The 16,821-nt window shown below is 68.2% G+C and carries 17 protein-coding genes; 11 read left to right on the forward strand and 6 right to left on the reverse strand.

Annotated elements, in window-relative coordinates:
- Positions 1-5: 5 nt before the first annotated feature.
- Both ACK4S9_RS09645 and ACK4S9_RS09650 read right to left on the reverse strand, forming a co-directional pair.
- Positions 6-3,104, reverse strand: a complete 3,099-nt coding sequence (locus tag ACK4S9_RS09645) for an efflux RND transporter permease subunit (RefSeq protein ID WP_409724731.1) — start codon at positions 3,102-3,104, stop codon at positions 6-8.
- Positions 3,101-4,216 carry an efflux RND transporter periplasmic adaptor subunit gene (locus ACK4S9_RS09650; protein WP_409724734.1) on the reverse strand — a complete coding sequence of 372 codons (1,116 nt, stop codon included), beginning with the start codon at positions 4,214-4,216 and terminating at the stop codon, positions 3,101-3,103. Before ACK4S9_RS09650 ends, ACK4S9_RS09645 begins: the two co-directional genes overlap by 4 nt.
- 141 nt (positions 4,217-4,357) lie before the next feature.
- Between ACK4S9_RS09650 and hpnC the strand changes: the two genes are divergently transcribed.
- From hpnC to ACK4S9_RS09680, 6 genes are all read left to right on the forward strand, one after another.
- The gene (gene hpnC / locus ACK4S9_RS09655; protein ID WP_409724736.1) at positions 4,358-5,167 is read left to right on the forward strand and encodes a squalene synthase HpnC; all 810 of its coding nucleotides are present in this window, start codon (positions 4,358-4,360) and stop codon (positions 5,165-5,167) included.
- Between the two features lie 76 nt (positions 5,168-5,243).
- Positions 5,244-6,077 (forward strand): presqualene diphosphate synthase HpnD, encoded by an 834-nt coding sequence (gene hpnD, locus ACK4S9_RS09660; protein WP_409724739.1) that lies wholly within the window; start codon positions 5,244-5,246, stop codon positions 6,075-6,077.
- A complete protein-coding gene (gene hpnE / locus ACK4S9_RS09665) occupies positions 6,064-7,467 on the forward strand; it encodes a hydroxysqualene dehydroxylase HpnE (protein ID WP_409724742.1) in 1,404 nt (467 codons plus the stop codon). The genes hpnD and hpnE overlap by 14 nt, the downstream gene beginning before the upstream one ends.
- 57 nt (positions 7,468-7,524) lie before the next feature.
- On the forward strand, positions 7,525-7,677 hold the full coding sequence (locus tag ACK4S9_RS09670) for a hypothetical protein (protein WP_409724744.1): 153 nt from the start codon (positions 7,525-7,527) through the stop codon (positions 7,675-7,677).
- Positions 7,678-7,692: 15 nt separating this feature from the next.
- Positions 7,693-8,487 (forward strand): HAAS signaling domain-containing protein, encoded by a 795-nt coding sequence (locus ACK4S9_RS09675; protein WP_409724746.1) that lies wholly within the window; start codon positions 7,693-7,695, stop codon positions 8,485-8,487.
- Between the two features lies 1 nt (position 8,488).
- A complete protein-coding gene (locus tag ACK4S9_RS09680; RefSeq protein WP_409724748.1) occupies positions 8,489-9,295 on the forward strand; it encodes a head GIN domain-containing protein in 807 nt (268 codons plus the stop codon).
- Here the strand turns inward: ACK4S9_RS09680 and ACK4S9_RS09685 are convergent.
- Positions 9,285-10,538, reverse strand: a complete 1,254-nt coding sequence (locus tag ACK4S9_RS09685; protein WP_409724750.1) for a TIGR03862 family flavoprotein — start codon at positions 10,536-10,538, stop codon at positions 9,285-9,287. The two genes, ACK4S9_RS09680 and ACK4S9_RS09685, sit on opposite strands and share 11 nt — an antisense overlap.
- A gap of 138 nt (positions 10,539-10,676) precedes the next feature.
- Here ACK4S9_RS09685 and ACK4S9_RS09690 point away from each other — a divergent pair, with 138 nt between their 5' ends.
- The 5 genes from ACK4S9_RS09690 to dctP all read left to right on the forward strand — a co-directional run bounded on the left by ACK4S9_RS09690 (position 10,677) and on the right by dctP (position 13,712).
- Entirely contained in the window at positions 10,677-11,063 is a 387-nt protein-coding gene (locus tag ACK4S9_RS09690) for a hypothetical protein (protein WP_409724753.1), read from the forward strand.
- A complete protein-coding gene (locus tag ACK4S9_RS09695) occupies positions 11,060-11,263 on the forward strand; it encodes a helix-turn-helix transcriptional regulator (protein ID WP_409724755.1) in 204 nt (67 codons plus the stop codon). Before ACK4S9_RS09690 ends, ACK4S9_RS09695 begins: the two co-directional genes overlap by 4 nt.
- On the forward strand, positions 11,260-12,210 hold the full coding sequence (locus ACK4S9_RS09700) for an alpha/beta fold hydrolase (RefSeq protein ID WP_409724758.1): 951 nt from the start codon (positions 11,260-11,262) through the stop codon (positions 12,208-12,210). The genes ACK4S9_RS09695 and ACK4S9_RS09700 overlap by 4 nt, the downstream gene beginning before the upstream one ends.
- A gap of 16 nt (positions 12,211-12,226) precedes the next feature.
- Positions 12,227-12,457 (forward strand): hypothetical protein, encoded by a 231-nt coding sequence (locus tag ACK4S9_RS09705; protein WP_409724761.1) that lies wholly within the window; start codon positions 12,227-12,229, stop codon positions 12,455-12,457.
- Between the two features lie 241 nt (positions 12,458-12,698).
- Positions 12,699-13,712 carry a TRAP transporter substrate-binding protein DctP gene (dctP, locus tag ACK4S9_RS09710; protein ID WP_409724764.1) on the forward strand — a complete coding sequence of 338 codons (1,014 nt, stop codon included), beginning with the start codon at positions 12,699-12,701 and terminating at the stop codon, positions 13,710-13,712.
- 10 nt (positions 13,713-13,722) lie between these two features.
- Here dctP and moaD read toward each other — a convergent pair whose 3' ends face one another.
- The 3 genes from moaD to thrC are packed head-to-tail and all read right to left on the reverse strand — an operon-like array spanning position 13,723 to position 16,696.
- Positions 13,723-13,980 (reverse strand): molybdopterin converting factor subunit 1, encoded by a 258-nt coding sequence (gene moaD / locus ACK4S9_RS09715; protein ID WP_409724767.1) that lies wholly within the window; start codon positions 13,978-13,980, stop codon positions 13,723-13,725.
- A 7-nt stretch (positions 13,981-13,987) separates the two neighbouring features.
- Positions 13,988-15,196 (reverse strand): gephyrin-like molybdotransferase Glp, encoded by a 1,209-nt coding sequence (gene glp, locus ACK4S9_RS09720; protein ID WP_409724907.1) that lies wholly within the window; start codon positions 15,194-15,196, stop codon positions 13,988-13,990.
- 24 nt (positions 15,197-15,220) lie between these two features.
- On the reverse strand, positions 15,221-16,696 hold the full coding sequence (thrC, locus tag ACK4S9_RS09725) for a threonine synthase (protein ID WP_409724770.1): 1,476 nt from the start codon (positions 16,694-16,696) through the stop codon (positions 15,221-15,223).
- Between the last annotated feature and the right edge of the window lie 125 nt (positions 16,697-16,821).

The raw sequence follows: 16,821 nt of genomic DNA on the forward strand, positions 1-16,821 counted from the left end.
GGACGCTACACGGTCTTCGTGCCAACCGGCTTCTTGACCCGGAACCAGGCCGCATACAGCGCCGGCAGGAACAGCAAGGTCAGCGCCGTCGCCACCAGCAGGCCGCCCATGATCGCCACCGCCATCGGCCCCCAGAACACCGAACGCGACAGGGGAATCATGGCCAGCGCCGCCGCCGCCGCGGTCAGGAGGATCGGCCGGCAGCGCCGCACCGCCGCCTCGACGATCGCATCCCAGGCTTCGGCGCCGCCCGCGATGTCCTGCTCGATCTGGTCGACCAGGATCACCGAATTGCGGATGATCATGCCGAACAGCGCGATCACGCCCAGGTTCGCCACGAAACCGAAAGGCCGGTCGAAGACGAGCAAGGCCATCGCCGCCCCCGCGATGCCCAGCGGCCCGGTGAGGAAGACCAGCAGCGAGCGCGAGAAGCTGTGCAACTGCAGCATCAGGAGCGTGAACACGATGAACAGCACCAGCGGCACGTTGGCCATGATCGAGGCTTCCGCATCCGCGCTGTCGGCCGCCGCGCCTTCCACCTTGACGCGGTAGCCGGCCGGCAGCTTCGCGCGGATCGCCGCCAGCTTCTCGTCCACCTGGGCGGTGACGGTCGGCCCCTGGATGCCCTCGACCACATCGGACTGGACCATGATGGCCCACTCGCGCCCCTCGCGCCAGACCACGCCCGGTTCCCACACGAAGGCCACCCGCGCCACCTGCCCGATCGGCACGGCGCCGCCGCCAGGTGTCGGCACCAGGGCCTCGGACAGACGGGTGATGGTGGAACGCTCCTCCAGCGGCTGGCGCACCACGATGTCGATCAGGCGATTGGTCTCGCGGAACTGGCCGACCGGCGTGCCGGTGAGCGTGGTATTGATCACGCGCCGCACCGCCTGCGAGGTGACGCCGAGGGCGCGCAGCTTGTCCTGGTCGAGATCGAGGCGCAGCACCTTGACCGCCTCGTTCCAGTTGTCGTTGACGCCCACCGTGTTCGGATTGGCGCGCATGACGTCCTTGACCTCGTCGGCGACCCTGCGCACGATGCCGATGTCGGGTCCCAGCACCTGGAACTGCACCGGATAGGCCACCGGCGGCCCGTTCGGCAGCAGCTTGACGCGCCCGCGCACCTCGGGGAAGTCGTCGCGGAAGGCCGCTTCGATTTTCAAGCGCAGGGCGTCGCGCGCCTCGGCGTCCACCGGCAAGACGACCAGTTGGGACACGTTCGATTGCGGGAAGATCTGGTCCAGCGGCAGGTAGAAGCGCGGACTGCCGGTGCCGACGTAGCTGGTCACGCTCTGCACGCCCTGCTGCTGCTTGAGGAAGCCCTCGAAGCGCTTCACGACCGCCTCGTTCGCGGCGAAACTGGTGCCCTCGGGCGACCACATCTCCACCATCAGCTCGGGGCGGCTGGAGTCCGGGAAGAACTGCTTCTCGATGAAATTGAAGCCGAATACCCCCAGGGAGAACACGCCCAGGCTCAGCGCGATGGTGGTCTTGCGCCACTCCACGCAGCGGTTGACCAGGCGCCGAAAGCGTTCGTAGGCCGGGCTGTCGAACACGTCATGCGAGGATTCGCCCTGGCCGTGGGGCTTGACCTTCAGGAGGATGTAGCCGATGTATGGGGTAAACACCACCGCCGCCACCCAGGAAATGAGCAAGGCCAGCGCGTTCACCGAGAACATCGTGAAGGTGTATTCGCCGGCCGCGGACTTGGCCAGGCCGATCGGCAGGAAGCCCGCCGCCGTGATCAGGGTCCCGGTCAGCATCGGCATCGCGGTGGAGGTGTAGGCGAAGGTGGCGGCCTCGAAGCGCGACAGGCCCTCCTCCATCTTGCGCACCATCATCTCGACCGCGATGATGGCGTCGTCCACCAGCAGGCCGAGCGCGATGATCAGGGCGCCCAGCGAGATCTTGTGCAGCGAAATGTCGAGCACCCGCATGAAGAGAAAAGTTATCGCCAATACCAGCGGGATCGTCAGCGCCACCACCAGGCCGGGGCGCACGTCGATGCGCAGCTTGGGCTTGGTGTGCAGGCCGAGCGCGATGAAGGACACGGCCAGCACGATGATCACCGCCTCGATCAGCACCTTGATGAATTCGTTGACCGAGGCGGTGACGGCCTGCGGCTGGTTCGACACGCGCTCCAGCTCGATGCCGACCGGCAACTCGGCGCGAATGCGGGCAACGGTCTCGTCCAGGCCCTCGCCCAGGCGGATGATGTTGCCGCCCTTTTCCATCGACACCCCCAGGCCGATCACTTCCTTGCCGTTGAAGCGCATCTTGTCGCGCGGCGGGTCCTGGTAGCCGCGCTTCACGGTCGCGAAGTCGCCCAGCCGGAAGGTGGTGTTGGCGGCGCGCAGCTGCAGGTTTTCCAGCAGCGCCAAGCTGTTCAGGGCGCCGGTGACGCGCACCTGCAGGTTGTCGCCCGGCGTCACCAGGACGCCGCTGGCCTCCACCCCGTTCTGGGTGGCGATCTGGTTGACGATCTGCTCGAAGGGCACGCCCAGCTGGGCGAACTTCTTGCTGGAGAACTCGATGTAGATCTTCTCCGCCTGCACCCCGAACTGCTCGACTTTCGCCACCAGCGGCACCTTGAGCAGTTGCTGGCGCACGAAGTCGGCGTAGTCGCGCATCTCGGCCGGCGTGAAACCGTCGCCCGAGAGCGCGAAGATCGAACCGTAGGTGTCGCCGAATTCGTCGTTGAAGAAGGGGCCGACCACGCCCTGCGGCAGGGTGGCGGCCATGTCGCCGATCTTCTTGCGCACCTGGTAGAAGGCCGGCGCGGTTTCATGGGGCGGCGTCGATTCGCGCAGCTCGAGGATGATGGTGGTCTCGCCCGGCTTGGAAAAGCTGCGGATGCGGTCGATGTAGGGCGTCTCCTGGAGTTTTCTCTCGAGCGGGTCGGTGACCTGCTCGGCCATCTGGACCGCGGTCGCGCCCGGCCACACGGCGCTCACCACCATGGCGCGGAAGGTGAAGGGCGGGTCTTCGTCCTGGCCCAGCTGCTGGTAGCTGAGGATGCCCCCGATCAGGAGGGCGGCGATCAGGTAGCGCGTCAGCGGAATGTGTTCCAGCGCCCAGCGCGACAGGTTGAAGCCCCTCATCGCGCGCCTCCTCCGACGGCGGCGGCCTCGGTGTCGCCGCGGCGCGCCACGTCGGCCGTGAGGATCTTGACCTTCTGGCCCGGCTTGAGCAGGTGCACGCCGGCCGTCACCACGGTCTGGCCGGGCTGCACGCCGCCGGAGACGAGGATGTCGTTGCCCGACTGCCCGGCCACCTCGACCTTGCGCAACTGTACCGCGCCATTCTCCACCACCCAGACGCTCGTCGCGCCCTTGTCCTGCACCAGGGCGCTGAGCGGCACCCGCAGGGCCGAGGCATCCGCGCCGGCGGCCGTCGTGATCTCCACCGTGGCGGTCATCCCGAGGCGGATATCGGCGCGCGCCGGGATCGACACCTTGACCGTATAGGTGCGGGTCGCCGGATCGGCCACCGGCGAGACTTCGCGGATCTTGCCGGGAATGGCCTCCGAGCGCCTGGCCCAGAGGCGTACGTTCACGTCAAGGGCCTGGCGCAGCGCCTCGACCCGGTCTTCCGGAATGCCGATCACGACTTCCTTCTCGTCGGTGCGGGCCACGCGCACGACCGGCGCGCCGGCGGCCACCACCTGGCCGACTTCGGCGTCGACCGCGGTCACCACGCCGTCGGTGTCCGATTCCAGGTTGGCATAGCCGGCCTGGTTCGACTGGCCGCGAAAACCCGCGCGCGCCGCGTCGACGTTGGCCTGGGCCGCGCGCAGGGCCGCCTGCTTGGCATCAAGCACCGCCTGGCTGACGAAATTCTGGGCGCGCAGGTTCTGGTGGCGCTTGTAGTCGGCCTGGGCCAGGTCGCGCTCGGTCTCGGCGGCGCGCAGGGTGGCGCGCGCCTGGGCCTCGGCCAGGCGCAGGTCCTGCGGGTCGAGGCGCATCAGGACCTGGCCGTCCTTGACGACCGCCCCGACGTCGACCCGGCGCTCGACGATCTTGCCGCCCACCCGGAAACCCAGCCGCGACTCATAGCGGGCACGTACGTCGCCCGAGAACTCGACGCGCTCGCCGCCATTGCCGGCGGCCAGCTGGATGGCGCGCACCGGGCGCACCTCCTCGGTCTTCGGCGCTTCCTTGCCGCAGCCGGCCAGCAGGAAAAGGAGCAAGGGCGCGGCATATGCGGCGCGCATGATGGAGAACGTCGGGCGAAACTTCGGAAATGCAGACACGTTGGGTCCCCTGTCGATCGAGTGCCATTTAGGGCATTTGTAATCAAGCAATTATAATCAGTCAAAGATCCAGAAACCCGACATTAGAGTCAACAGTCCAATATGCCAGTCGAGCATTACGAGAACTTCCCCGTCGCCTCCTTCCTGCTGCCGCGCCGCCTGGCGCCGGCGGTCGAGGCCATCTATGCTTTTGCCCGCAGCGCCGACGACATCGCCGACGAGGGCGATTGCGCCCCGCCCGAGCGGCTGGCCGCACTGGAGCGCTATGGACGGGAACTGGCGGCCATCGAGCGCGGCGCGACGCCCGCCGACCCGCTGTTCGCGCGCCTGGCCGGCGTGGTGCGCGAATTCCGCCTGCCGGTCGCGCCCATGCACGACCTGCTCTCGGCCTTCCGCCAGGACGTCGTCACCACCCGTTATGCCGACTACACCGCCTTGCTCGACTATTGCCGGCGCTCGGCCAACCCGGTCGGGCGCCTGATGCTGGAACTGTACGAAGCCGTGGACGAGCGCAACCTGCGCGATTCGGACGCGATCTGCAGCGCGCTCCAGCTGATCAACTTCTGGCAGGACGTGGCGATCGACCTGCCCAAGGGCCGCATCTACCTGCCGCTGGAAGACCTGGAGCGCCACGGCGTCTCGGAGGCCGAACTGGCATCCAGCCCGTCCACGCCGGCCTGGCGCGCCCTGATGCGTTTCGAGGTGGAGCGCGCCCGTGCCCTGATGCTGGCCGGCTCGCCGCTGGTGCACCGCCTGCCGGGGCGGATCGGCTGGGAACTGCGCCTCATCGTGCAGGGCGGGCTGCGCATCCTGGAAGCCATCGAGAAGGCCGAGTACGACGTGTTCCGGCGGCGCCCGACCCTGGCGCCGGCCGATTGGATCGTGGTGGCCTGGCGCGCATGGAAGATGTGATCGATGTTCGCAGACCTACCCGTATCGGCTAAGATAGCGGATTCGCCTCAGCAATCAGCAACAAAACAATAAATACATGTCCCCCGACGAATACTGCCAGCAAAAGACCGTCCAGAGCGGCTCCAGCTTCTATTACAGCTTCCTGTTCCTGCCGCCGGAGCGCCGCCGTGCGATCACCGCCCTGTACGCCTTCTGCCGCGAGGTCGACGACACCGTCGACGAGACTTCCGACCCGTCGGTCGCGCGCATCAAGCTGGCCTGGTGGCGCACCGAGGTCTCGACCATGTACAAGGGCACGCCGACGCACCCGGTGACCCAGGCGCTGCAGCCGCACGTCGCCACCTACCAGCTGGAAGAACAGCACCTGCAGGCCATCATCGACGGCATGGAGATGGACCTCGACCAGAGCCGCTACCTCGACTTCGCCGGGCTGCAGAAGTATTGCTGGCGGGTGGCGGGCGTGGTCGGCATCCTGTCGGCCAGCATCTTCGGCACCACGCGTCCCGAGACCCTGCTCTACGCCGAGAAGCTCGGCCTGGCCTTCCAGCTGACCAACATCATCCGCGACGTCGGCGACGATGCGCGCAAGGGCCGCATCTACATCCCGGTGAACGAGCTGCAGCAGTTCAACGTGACGGCCGCCGACATCCTGAATTTCCGCCACAGCGAGAAGTTCGAGGCCTTGATGCGTTTCCAGAACGAGCGCGCCCAGCGCACCTACGACGAGGCCCTGGCCCTGCTGCCGAAGGCGGACCGGCGCGCCCAGCGCCCGGGGCTGATGATGGCCGCCATCTACCGCACCCTGCTGGACGAGATCGCGCGCGACAACTTCCAGGTGCTGAACCAGCGCATCTCGCTCACGCCGCTGCGCAAGCTGTGGCTGGCCTGGAAGACCTATGTCCGCAGCTAGCGGCGCCCTGCGGGTCGCGGTCGCCGGCGGCGGCTGGGCCGGCTGCGCCGCCGCCGTCGAACTGGCGGCCGGCGGCGCCCGGGTGACCCTGGTGGAAAGCGCCCGCAGCCTGGGCGGCCGGGCGCGCGGCGTCGAGGTGCAGGGCAAGATGCTCGACAACGGCCAGCACATCCTGCTGGGCGCCTATGGCGACACCCTGCGCATGATGCGCCAGGTCGGGGTCGACCCGGACGCGGCGCTGCTGCGCCTGCCGGTGCAGATGCGCTATCCCGAGGGCAGCGGCGGCATGGACTTCGTCGCGCCGCGCTGGCCGGCGCCGCTGCACCTGGCCGCCGCCCTGCTGCGCGCCAAGGGCCTGGCGCGCGCCGACAAGATGGCCCTGGCCCGCTTCACCACCGCCGCGCGCACCATGGGCTGGGTGCTCTATAACGACTGCACCGTCGAGGAACTGCTGGAGCGCTTCGGCCAGACCGCGCGCCTGAACCGCCTGCTGTGGCATCCGCTGTGCATCGCCGCCCTGAACACCCCGCCGCAGCGCGCCTCGGCCAAGGTATTCCTGGCGGTGCTGCGCGACAGCCTGGGGGCGAAGCGCCGCGCAGCTTCCGACATGCTGCTGCCGCGCATCGACATGGGCGCGCTGTTCCCGCAGGCGGCGGCGCGCTATGTCGTAGCGCAGGGCGGCCAGGTCTTGCTGGGCGCCAAGCTCGGCGCCGCCCAGCAGGTGGACGGCGCCTGGCGCCTTTCCCTGTCCGGCGGCGAAGCCGAGTTCGACGCCCTGGTGCTGGCCACGCCCGCCAGCCAATCCGCCGCCATCCTCGCGCCACACGCGCCGGACCTGGCCGCCCGGCTCTCCAGCCTGGACTACGAGCCGATCGCGACCTGCTACCTGCAATACGATCCGTCGCTGCGCCTCGACCTGCCCTTCTACGCCCTGCTCGACGATCCGGCGCAGGGCCGCTGGGGCCAGTTCGTCTTCGATCGCGGGCAGCTCGACGCCTCCCAGCCGGGGCTGCTGGCGGTGGTGGTCAGCGTCGCGCAGGATGCCGCCGGGCTCGACCAGGATGCGCTCGCCGGGCTGATCGCGGCCCAACTGGCCCAGGACCTGCGCCGCCCGGAACTGGGCGCGCCCGAATGGTCGCGGGTGATCACCGAGAAGCGCGCGACCTTTTCCTGCACCCCGGGATTGCTTCGGCCCGGCAACGACACGCCGCTCCCGGGCCTGGCGCTGGCGGGCGACTACACCGCCAGCGACTACCCGGCGACCCTCGAGACCGCCGTGCAGAGCGGCCTGGCGGCCGCCACGCTTATCCGTGCCTACGGCAAGCTGCCCCCAGAAAAACGCAGACTGTCGCACACCGGTGGCGGCGACGCGCCGGCTTCCGTAATCTAGCAGCATCGAAACAAGTCTTACGGAACCAACAACATCATGAACGACATGAGCAAACACATGAGCAAGCTCGCACTCGGCCTGCGCGCCCTGGCCCTGCTGGCTTTCGTGGGCCTGAGCACCGCCGTGCTGGTCCAGCCCGAACTCATCGGCGGCTCGGCGCCGGCCACCGCGCTGGCGATCGGCTCGATTCCGGCCATCACCCACCACTGATCGGAACGGCAGCACATGGGCAAACTGGACTATCTCGACGCGCTCAAGCGGGCCATGCACGGCCTGCCGCCGGAGATCCAGGCCAAGACCCTGGCCTGGTACGAGCAGCGCTTCGTGGACGGCGTGGCCGCCGGCCGCAGCGAGCAGAGCATCGCCGCCGAGCTGGACGACCCGCGTAGAATCGCGGTGACGCTGCGCGCCAGCACCCACATGGAGGCTTTCAAGGAAAAGAAGAATCCCGCCAACGCCGCGCGCATGCTGGTGGCCGGCGTTGGCCTGCTGGTGTTCAACCTGTTCATGGCGATTCCGGCCGCCGTGTACGCCTCGCTGCTGGTGGCGGTCTACGGCACCGCGCTCGGCTTCTATGTGTCGGGCATCGCCATCACCGCGAGCGGCCTGGCAGGCGCCAATGAACTGGTCCTGAACAATCCGCTGCACCGGATCGTCATCATGGCCGACGGCGAGCGCCACGAAACCATCGACCATTCGCGCACCCGGGTCGCGATCGGCAAGCAGGGCATCCACGTCTACGAGGACGAGGCGGCGGACGGCGACCGCGCGGACGAGCGAGCGGACGACGCGGCGAAGGCCTCGGTGGTCATCCGCCGCGCCGAGAAGGTGGCCGATGCCGGCATCCGGATCACCACCGACATGGACGGCGAATCGCGCACCACCCAGACCCTGGTCGGCTTCGCCATGGTGCTCGGCGGGATCCTGCTGTTCCTGCTGTCGCTGGTGATCACCAGGTACACGTTCATCGGCCTGAAGCGCTACGTCAAGATGAACCTGTCGCTGCTGCGGGGAGCCTGACATGCGCGCACTGCTGAAAGTCGGATTCAGCCTCTTGCTGCTGTCCTTCGTGCTGATCGGCCTGAGCTATGCGGCGCTGCGCGCCAACGGCGTGGCCGCGGCCAGCGAAGGCCGCCGGTTGGCGAGCGAGAAGCGCGAGGTGCCGGCCGCCATCCGCGCGATCGACCTCGACGGACCGATCGACCTGAACGTGCGCTACGGCGCGACGCCCTCGCTGGAAGTGCGCGGCGAAGCGCGCCTGCTGAACAACGTCGACGTCAATGCCGACGGCGAGGTGCTGCACATCGGCATCCGCGGCATGGTGCTGGGCCACCGCCGCCCGCTGGAAGTGGACCTGGTGCTGCCGCGCCTGGACAGCGTCAAGATCGACGGCAGCGGCGACAGCAGCGTCAACGGCTTCTCGGGCGAGCGCATCGAGGCGCGCATGCAGGGTTCCGGCAGCCTGCGCTTCAACGGGCGCTTCCGCCGCGTCGACGCGGCCCTGAGCGGCAGCGGCGAACTGGACCTGAATGCGGGCTCCGGCATCGAGCGCTTCGACGCGGTGCTCACCGGCTCGGGCCACATGACCATCGTCGGCGGCGCGCGCGAACTGCACGCCAACGCGAGCGGTTCGGGCGAACTCGACGCGCGCCACCTGCGCGCCGACAAGGTCGAGGTGAGCCAGACCGGCTCCGGCCGCAGCACGGTGCATGCGAAGCGCAGCGTCACGGCCTCGATCTCGGGCAGCGGCGACATCGAGGTGACCGGCAACCCGGCCGAGCGCAGCGTCAGCCGCACCGGCAGCGGCGCGGTGACCTTTACGGATTAGCGTTCAGATAGGCCAGCGCGTCGCGCCCGGCGGCGCGGCCGCTGCCGAAGCAGGCGGTGAGCAGGTAGCCGCCGGTCGGCGCTTCCCAGTCGAGCATTTCCCCAGCCACGAACACGCCCGGCAGCGCGCGCAGCATGGCGCTGGATCCGTCGAGCGCTTCGAATCGCACGCCGCCCGCGCTGCTGATCGCCTCGTCGATCGGACGTGCACGACGCAAGACCAGCGGCAAGGCCTTCAGCGCACGCGCCAGCTTTCCCGGATCGGCGTACTCCTCCTTCGGCAGGCATTCGTGCAGCAAGCCGGCTTTCACTCCCTTGATCCCGAGGCGCCCCGCCAGGTGGCTGGACATCGAACGCGATGCGCGCGGACGCGCCACTTCGGACAGAACCCGTGCCTCGTCCAGGTCGGGCAGCAGGTCGAGCCAGATGGTGGCGCTGCCCGCGGCCGCGATCTGGTCGCGCACGGGCGCCGAGACCGCATACACGAGGCTGCCCTCGATGCCGGTCTGCGTCACCACGAACTGGCCCTGGCGCTTCTCCAGCGCGCCCCCTTCGCCGCGCCAGGCAATCGCCACGGTCGTGAGCGGCGCGCCCGCATGTTTGTCCCTGAAGTGCGCGCTCCAGTCGACGTCAAAGCCGCAGTTGGCCGGCGCCAGGGGCGCCACCTCGACGCCGCGCTCGGCCAACAGCGGCACCCAGGCGCCGTCGGATCCGAGCCGGGCCCAGCTGGCGCCACCCAGCGCCAGCACCGTCGCATCCGCATCGAGCAGGACCTCGCCGCCCGGCGTGGCCATGCGCAGGCGGCCGTCCTGCCAGCCCAGCCAGCGGTGCCGCATGTGCAGGCGCACGCCGGCCTCGCGCAGGCGGTGCAGCCAGGCGCGCAACAGCGGCGCGGCCTTCATCTCGCGCGGGAACACGCGCCCCGAGCTGCCGACGAAGGTGTCGATGCCGAGGCCATGGATCCAGTCGCGCAAGGCCTGCGGCTCGAAACCGTCGAGCCAGCGGCCGACCTCAAGCGCGCGCTCCCGGTAACGGCTGCGGAAGGCCGGCAGCGCTTCGGAATGGGTGATGTTCATGCCACCCTTGCCCGCCAGCAGGAACTTGCGGCCGCTCGAGGCCATCGCATCATAGACGTCGACCTGCGCGCCGCCCGCGGCCAGGGTTTCGGCGGCCATCAGGCCGGCGGGGCCGGCGCCGATCACGGCGACGCGTTTGCTTGGTTTGGGCTGCTGGTTCATCGGCATGGCAAGAGAAAGCGAAGGAGCGGCATTGTAGTCGAGTTTGCAGCCTGCATAAAATGCGGGCGCCGATGTAAAGGGAGCTTGACATGTCAAGTGGCCTTGACTACGCTGTCAAGCATACTTTACTTCACGGAGGATGTCATGCATGAGAAGCGGGTGGGGAAAGCCTACATGCGCGAGTTGATGGGTTCGATCGCGCTGTACACGGTGCTGCTGGTGGCCTCGGTGCGCTGGGGGCGGCCGATGGAGGAAGGCGTGGCGCGCACCCTGGTGCTGGTCTCGCCGATGATCGGCTTCGGCCTGGCCCTGTGGGCCATCGCGCGCCATTTCGCGCGGGTCGACGAATACATTCGCCGCTTCCTGCTCGAATCGCTCGCCGTGGGCGCGGGCATCACGGCCGGCTTGAGCTTTACCTACGGCTTCCTCGAGGTCGCCGGGTTTCCGCGGCTGTCGATGTTCACCGTCTGGTGCGTGCTGTGCGGTTCCACCGGCATCGTGTGCATCCTACGCCGCTGGTTGGACCGATGAACAACCACATCAAGGCCCTGCGCGCCGAGCGCGGCTGGAGCCAGGCGGAGCTGGCAGAGCTGCTCGACGTGTCGCGCCAGAGCGTGAACGCGATCGAGACCGGCCGCTACGATCCGAGCCTGCCGCTCGCCTTTGCCATTGCCCGACTATTCCAACTACCCATCGAATCGATCTTCATCCCAGACCAGGAGTCAGCATGAAAGCTTCCCTGTTGTTCGCAGCACTGCTCGGCATCGCCGGCGCCACCCTCGTGTCCACCGCCGCGGCCCAGGGGCCGGCGGCCGCCGAAGCACCCAACCGCTTCGCCGTCCAGCCGGCGCCCGCCGAGCGCTTCGAGCTCAAGGGCATGCTGGTCGAGCGCCACGGCAGCGGCCCGCAGCCGCTGGTGCTGGTGCCAGGGCTGGCCAGCGGCGGCTGGGTCTGGGGCCAGATGGTGCGCGACTTCGCCCCCAGCCACACCGTCTACGTCCTCACCTTGCCCGGCTTCGACGGCCGCCCTGCGGTGGACGGCGACCCGTTCGACGCGGCCAAGGGCGCGCTCGCCGAGCTGATCGCATCGCGCAAGCTGGTCAAACCGGTGCTCATCGGCCACAGCCTGGGAGCGACGCTGGCGCTCGCGCTGGCCCAGGACCTGCCGCAGGGGATCGGCGGCGTGGTCGCCATCGACGGCCTGCCGGTCTTCCCGCGCACCGAGGACATGCCGCCGGAGCAACGCGCCGCGATGGCCGAAGGCATCCGCAAGCAGATGGCTGCCCTCACGGGCCAGGCATTCGCCTCCCAGCAGCACCAGTACATGCGCAGCATCGGCATGGTCGACCTGGGCAAGGCCGACGACGCGGCCAGGCTCTCGTCGCGCAGCGATCCCGCCGCCGTCGCGGCCTACATGGGCGCGCTACTGTCGCGCGACCTGCGCCCCGCTCTGGCGCGGATCCAGGCGCCGGTGCTGATGCTGGTGCCCTACTTCGCGCCCGACGCCGTGGTCCTGAATAACATCACCATTGCCGACAAGCTCGCGTATTATCGTGAGCTGATGACCGGCACCCCGCGCCTGCAGGTCGAGGCGATCGACAAGGCCCGCCACTTCGCCATGGTGGACCAGCCCGAAGCGGTGGCCGGCGCCGTCCGCCGTTTCCTCAACAACCTGTAAGCCAAAGGAGCACACCATGCAAAAGCTGATTTACTGGAGTGGGCAATACCTGCTGGCGGCCGGCTCGATGTTCGCCCTGCTGGTGTCGATCGACGTGTTCCTGCGCGGCGAGGCTTTCGAGACCGGCTGGCGCGAGTCGCTCGCCTGGTCGATCATGGCCTCGGCCATCTTCATCGCCTCGCGCTACTACCGGGCCGACCGCGGCGCCGACTGCACCATGTGCCGCCACCCGGACAGCAAGCATTAAGGCGCCATCCTCCAAGCCGCATCAAGGCGGACCCGGGGCGGCACAGCCATACTGCCGCCCTGGCGTATGCATGCATTTGTCATATCCATAAGATTCTGCTTGACAATACATGTAACAGGAATATTCTTGTACCCGCTACAAGGAACGATGGCGCCCGCTCGACGAGGTCGGCCACGATTCCCGAAAGCAGTCCGTTTCAACATCTTGGAGGATGTGTATGTCGGTAAAGACAAGGACAGTAATGTCCCGTAGGACGATGCTGGGCGCAATCGCGTCCAGCCCACTCTGGATGCAGTCCGCATGGGCGCAGCCAAACCTGAAAATCTCCCACCAGTTCCCGCGCGCCAGCCTTGCCGAAGGCGATTTCCGCGACCGCTTGTGCCGCATGTTCGCGGCCAACGTCGAACGGCGCACCCGCGGCGGCCTGAAGTTCTCGATCCACCCGAGCGCCAGCCTGATGGCCCCCGGCGCCCAGATCGGCGCGCTGCGCAGCGGCAGCCTGGACATGGCGCTGGTGCCGCTGTCCTACGCCGGCGCCGAGTCTCCCGAGGCCAACATCGGCCTGATGCCGGGCCTGGTCACCTCGTACGAGCAGGGCTACGGATGGAAGAATGCGCCGGTCGGCCGCGAACTGACCCGCATCCTGAACGAACAGGGCCTGGTCGTGGTCAGCTGGATCTGGCAGGCCGGCGGCGTCGCATCAACCGGCAAGCCGATCGTGCATCCGGAAGACGTGGCCGGGCTCAAGGTCCGCGGCGGCTCGCCGGAAATGGACCGCCTGCTGCTGGACGCCGGCGCCAGCGTGGCCAACATGCCCTCCAACGAGATTCCCGCCGCGATGCGCGAGGGCAGGCTCGATGCGGCGCTGACCTCGTCCACTTCGCTGATCTCGTTCCGCCTGCAGGAATCGGCGCGCTCCCTGACCACGGCGCGCGGCGGCGCCTACTGGTTCATGTTCGAGCCCCTGATGATGTCGCGCACCGTGTTCGACCGCCTCACCAAGCAGCAGCAGGCCGCGGTGATGACGGTGGGCGCCGAGCTGGAAGCCTTCGCGCTCAAGGCCGCGCGCGCCGATGACGCCGCGGTGGCATCCGTATACGCCAAGAGCGGCGCCCAGATCGTCGACCTGAACGCGGAAGCGCTGCGCAAGTGGCAGGCGGTGGCGCGCACCAATGCCTGGCGCGAGTATGCCGAGCGCAGTGCCAACTGCGCGAAGCTATTGGCACTGGCGGAGCAGTCGATCGCGATGATCTAGCGCTGCGCCCCTACCCGCCCGTCACGGGCGGGAAGAAGGCCACCTCGGCGCCGTCGGAGACCGCGGTATCCGGCCCGCACATCACTTGCTGGTGCGCCATGCGCACCGGGCGCGCCAGGCCCAGGGCTTCGGCCCAGGCGCCGCCGCGCGCGACCAGGAGTTCGCGCACCGCGCCCACCGACGCCACGCCTTCCGGCAGTTCCAGGCTTTCCTGGGCGGTGCCGACCTGCTCGCGCACCGAGGCAAAATACCGCAATGTGATCTTCATGTGCATCCTAATGCTGCAGTTCGGCGAACGGGATGAAACGCACCAGGTCGCCTTCAAGAATGGCCCCGCCCGGCGGATTGTCCACCAGCCCGTCGCCCCAGACGGTCGAGGTCAGCACGCCCGAGCCCTGGTTGGGGAACAGGTCGAGGCCCCCGGCCGCATTCACGCGCACGCGCAGGAATTCGTTGCGGCGGTCGCCCTTCGGCAACGTGAAGTCGGCGCGCATGGCATAACCGCGCGGCTCCACCGGCCCGCTCACGCCCTGCAGGCGGAGCAGGAAGGGCCGCACGAACAGCAGGAAGGTGATGAAGCTCGACACCGGGTTGCCGGGCAGGCCGATGAAGTACGCGGAACCGCCTTCACGGCCGACCTCGCCGAAAGCGAGCGGCTTGCCCGGCTTGACGGCGATCTGCCACATGTTCAGCCGCCCCTCCGTTTCGACCGCGGGCTTGATGTGGTCCTCTTCGCCGACCGACACGCCGCCCGAGGTAATGATCAGGTCATGCTCGCGGGCGGCCTCGCGCAGGGTGGCGCGGGTGGCGTCCAGCGAATCGGGCACGATGCCGTAGTCGGTGAACGCGCAGCCGAAATTCTCCAGCAGGCCGCGCAGGGTGAAGCGGTTGGAGTTGTAGATCGCGCCAGGCTGGAGCGGCTCGCCCGGCATGGCCAGTTCGTCGCCGGTGAAGAACACCGCAACGCGCACCCGGCGCAGCACCGGCAATCGGGCCAGGCCGACAGACGCGGCCAGGCCCAGTTCCTGGCTGCGCAGGCGGGTGCCGGCCGGCAGGATCGTCGAACCGAGGGCGACGTCCTCGCCGGCGCGGCGAATCCACTCGCCGGCGCGCGGCGCATGGCGCACCGTGACGCTGTCGCCCACCGCCTCGCACTGTTCCTGCATCACGACCGCGTCGGCGCCGGGAGGAATCAGGGCGCCGGTGAAGATGCGGGCGGCGGTACCGGGTTCGAGCGGCCCGCCGACACTGCCGGCCGGAATGCGCTGGGCCACGCGCAAGGTCGCGCTGCCGCTTTCGCAATCGACCGCGCGCACCGCGTAGCCGTCCATCTGGGTGTTGTCGGCGGAAGGCACGTCGATGGTCGAGCGCTGGTCTTCGGCCAGCACGCGGCCGTTGGCCTCGAGTGTCGGCACGGTGTCGACGTCGCGCACCGGAAGCACCGCATCGAGCAGCTGGCCCAGGGCCTCGCGCACGGACAGCATGGGTGGCTTCATCTCACAGCCCCCTCATAGTCCGGTGTGCCGGGCGATGTAGGCCTTCATGGCCTCCACGCTCGGCTCCATCACGACGAAGCGCTGCGGCAGCGACTCGATGTCCTCGAAACCGGCCGGGCGCTCGGCGTCCTGGCCCAGCGCTTCCAGGATGGTCTCGTTGAATTTCGCGGCCAGCGCGGTTTCCAGCACGATCATGGGGATGCCTGGCTGCAGATGTTCGCGCGCCACCTTGATGCCGTCGGCCGTGTGGGTGTCGATGGTGATGCCGTAATCGTCGAACACGTCGCGGATCGTCGCCAGGCGGTCGGCATGGGTCGACTTGCCGGAGGCGAAACCGTACTGCCCCACCAGCTTCCACTCGTCGCCGTCGCTACCCGGACCGCCCGACAGGTCGAAGCCGCCGTGGGTGTCGACCTTGCGGAACAGCGCATGGGTGCGCTCGGGGTCGCGCCCCACCAGTTCGTACACGAAGCGCTCGAAGTTGGAGGCCTTCGAGATGTCCATCGAGGGGCTGCTGGTATGGTAGGTCTCGGACGGCTTGCGCACCCGGTACCTGCCGGTGCGGAAGAATTCGTCGAGCACGTCGTTCTCGTTGGTGGCGGCGACCAGCTTGTCGATCGGCAGGCCCATCATGCGCGCGATGTGCCCGGCGCAGATGTTGCCGAAGTTCCCCGAGGGGACCGTGAACGAGACCTTCTGGTCGTTGCTGGTGGTCGCTCCAAGATAGCCGCGGAAGTAGTACACCACCTGGGCCACGACGCGCGCCCAGTTGATCGAGTTGACGGTGCCGATCTTGTGGCGCGCCTTGAAGGACAGGTCGTTCGAGACCGCCTTGACCATGTCCTGGCAGTCGTCGAACACGCCTTGAACGGCGATGTTGAAGATGTTCGGGTCCTGCAGGCTGAACATCTGCGCGGTCTGGAAGGCGCTCATTTTCTTGTGCGGGGACAGCATGAACACGCGCACGCCGCGCTTGCCGCGCATCGCGTACTCGGCGGCGCTGCCGGTGTCGCCCGAGGTGGCCCCGAAGATGTTCAGTTCGTCGTCGTTCTTCGCCAGCGCGTACTCGAACAGGTTGCCGAGCAACTGCATCGCCATGTCCTTGAAGGCCAGGGTCGGGCCGTTCGACAGGGCCTGCAGCACCAGCTTGCCCGCCTGGCCGTCTTCCAGTACGCGCAGCGGGGTGATCTCGGCGGCGGATTCGTCGGCGCGCGCGTTGCGGTAGACCTCCGGGGTGTAGGTCTTCGCCGTCAGGGCCCGCAGGTCGTCGTCGGGGATATCGGTGGCAAACTTGCGCAGGATTTCATAGGCGAGTTCGGCGTAGGAGAGCTTGCGCCAGGCGTCCAGTTCCGCGCCGCTGACCTGCGGGTATTCTTCGGGAAGATACAAGCCGCCGTCCGGGGCCAGGCCCGCTAGCAGGATGTCGGAGAAGCGCTGGGGATTGCGTGCTGCGGACGCGCTGGTCGCGCGGGTGGAGACGTAATGCATACGGGTCGGGATCCGGTTGGGGCCAAAGTTGAACTTTTATTATAGCGCCCGAACGGATCGTATGCTGTGCTGCAAAAAAAAATGGGTTTAGCTCGACGCGACGAACTTGGATCCCGGCCTGCGCC

The sequence above is a fragment of the Massilia sp. genome, from assembly GCF_046293535.1.
Taxonomy (GTDB): Bacteria; Pseudomonadota; Gammaproteobacteria; order Burkholderiales; family Burkholderiaceae_D; genus Telluria.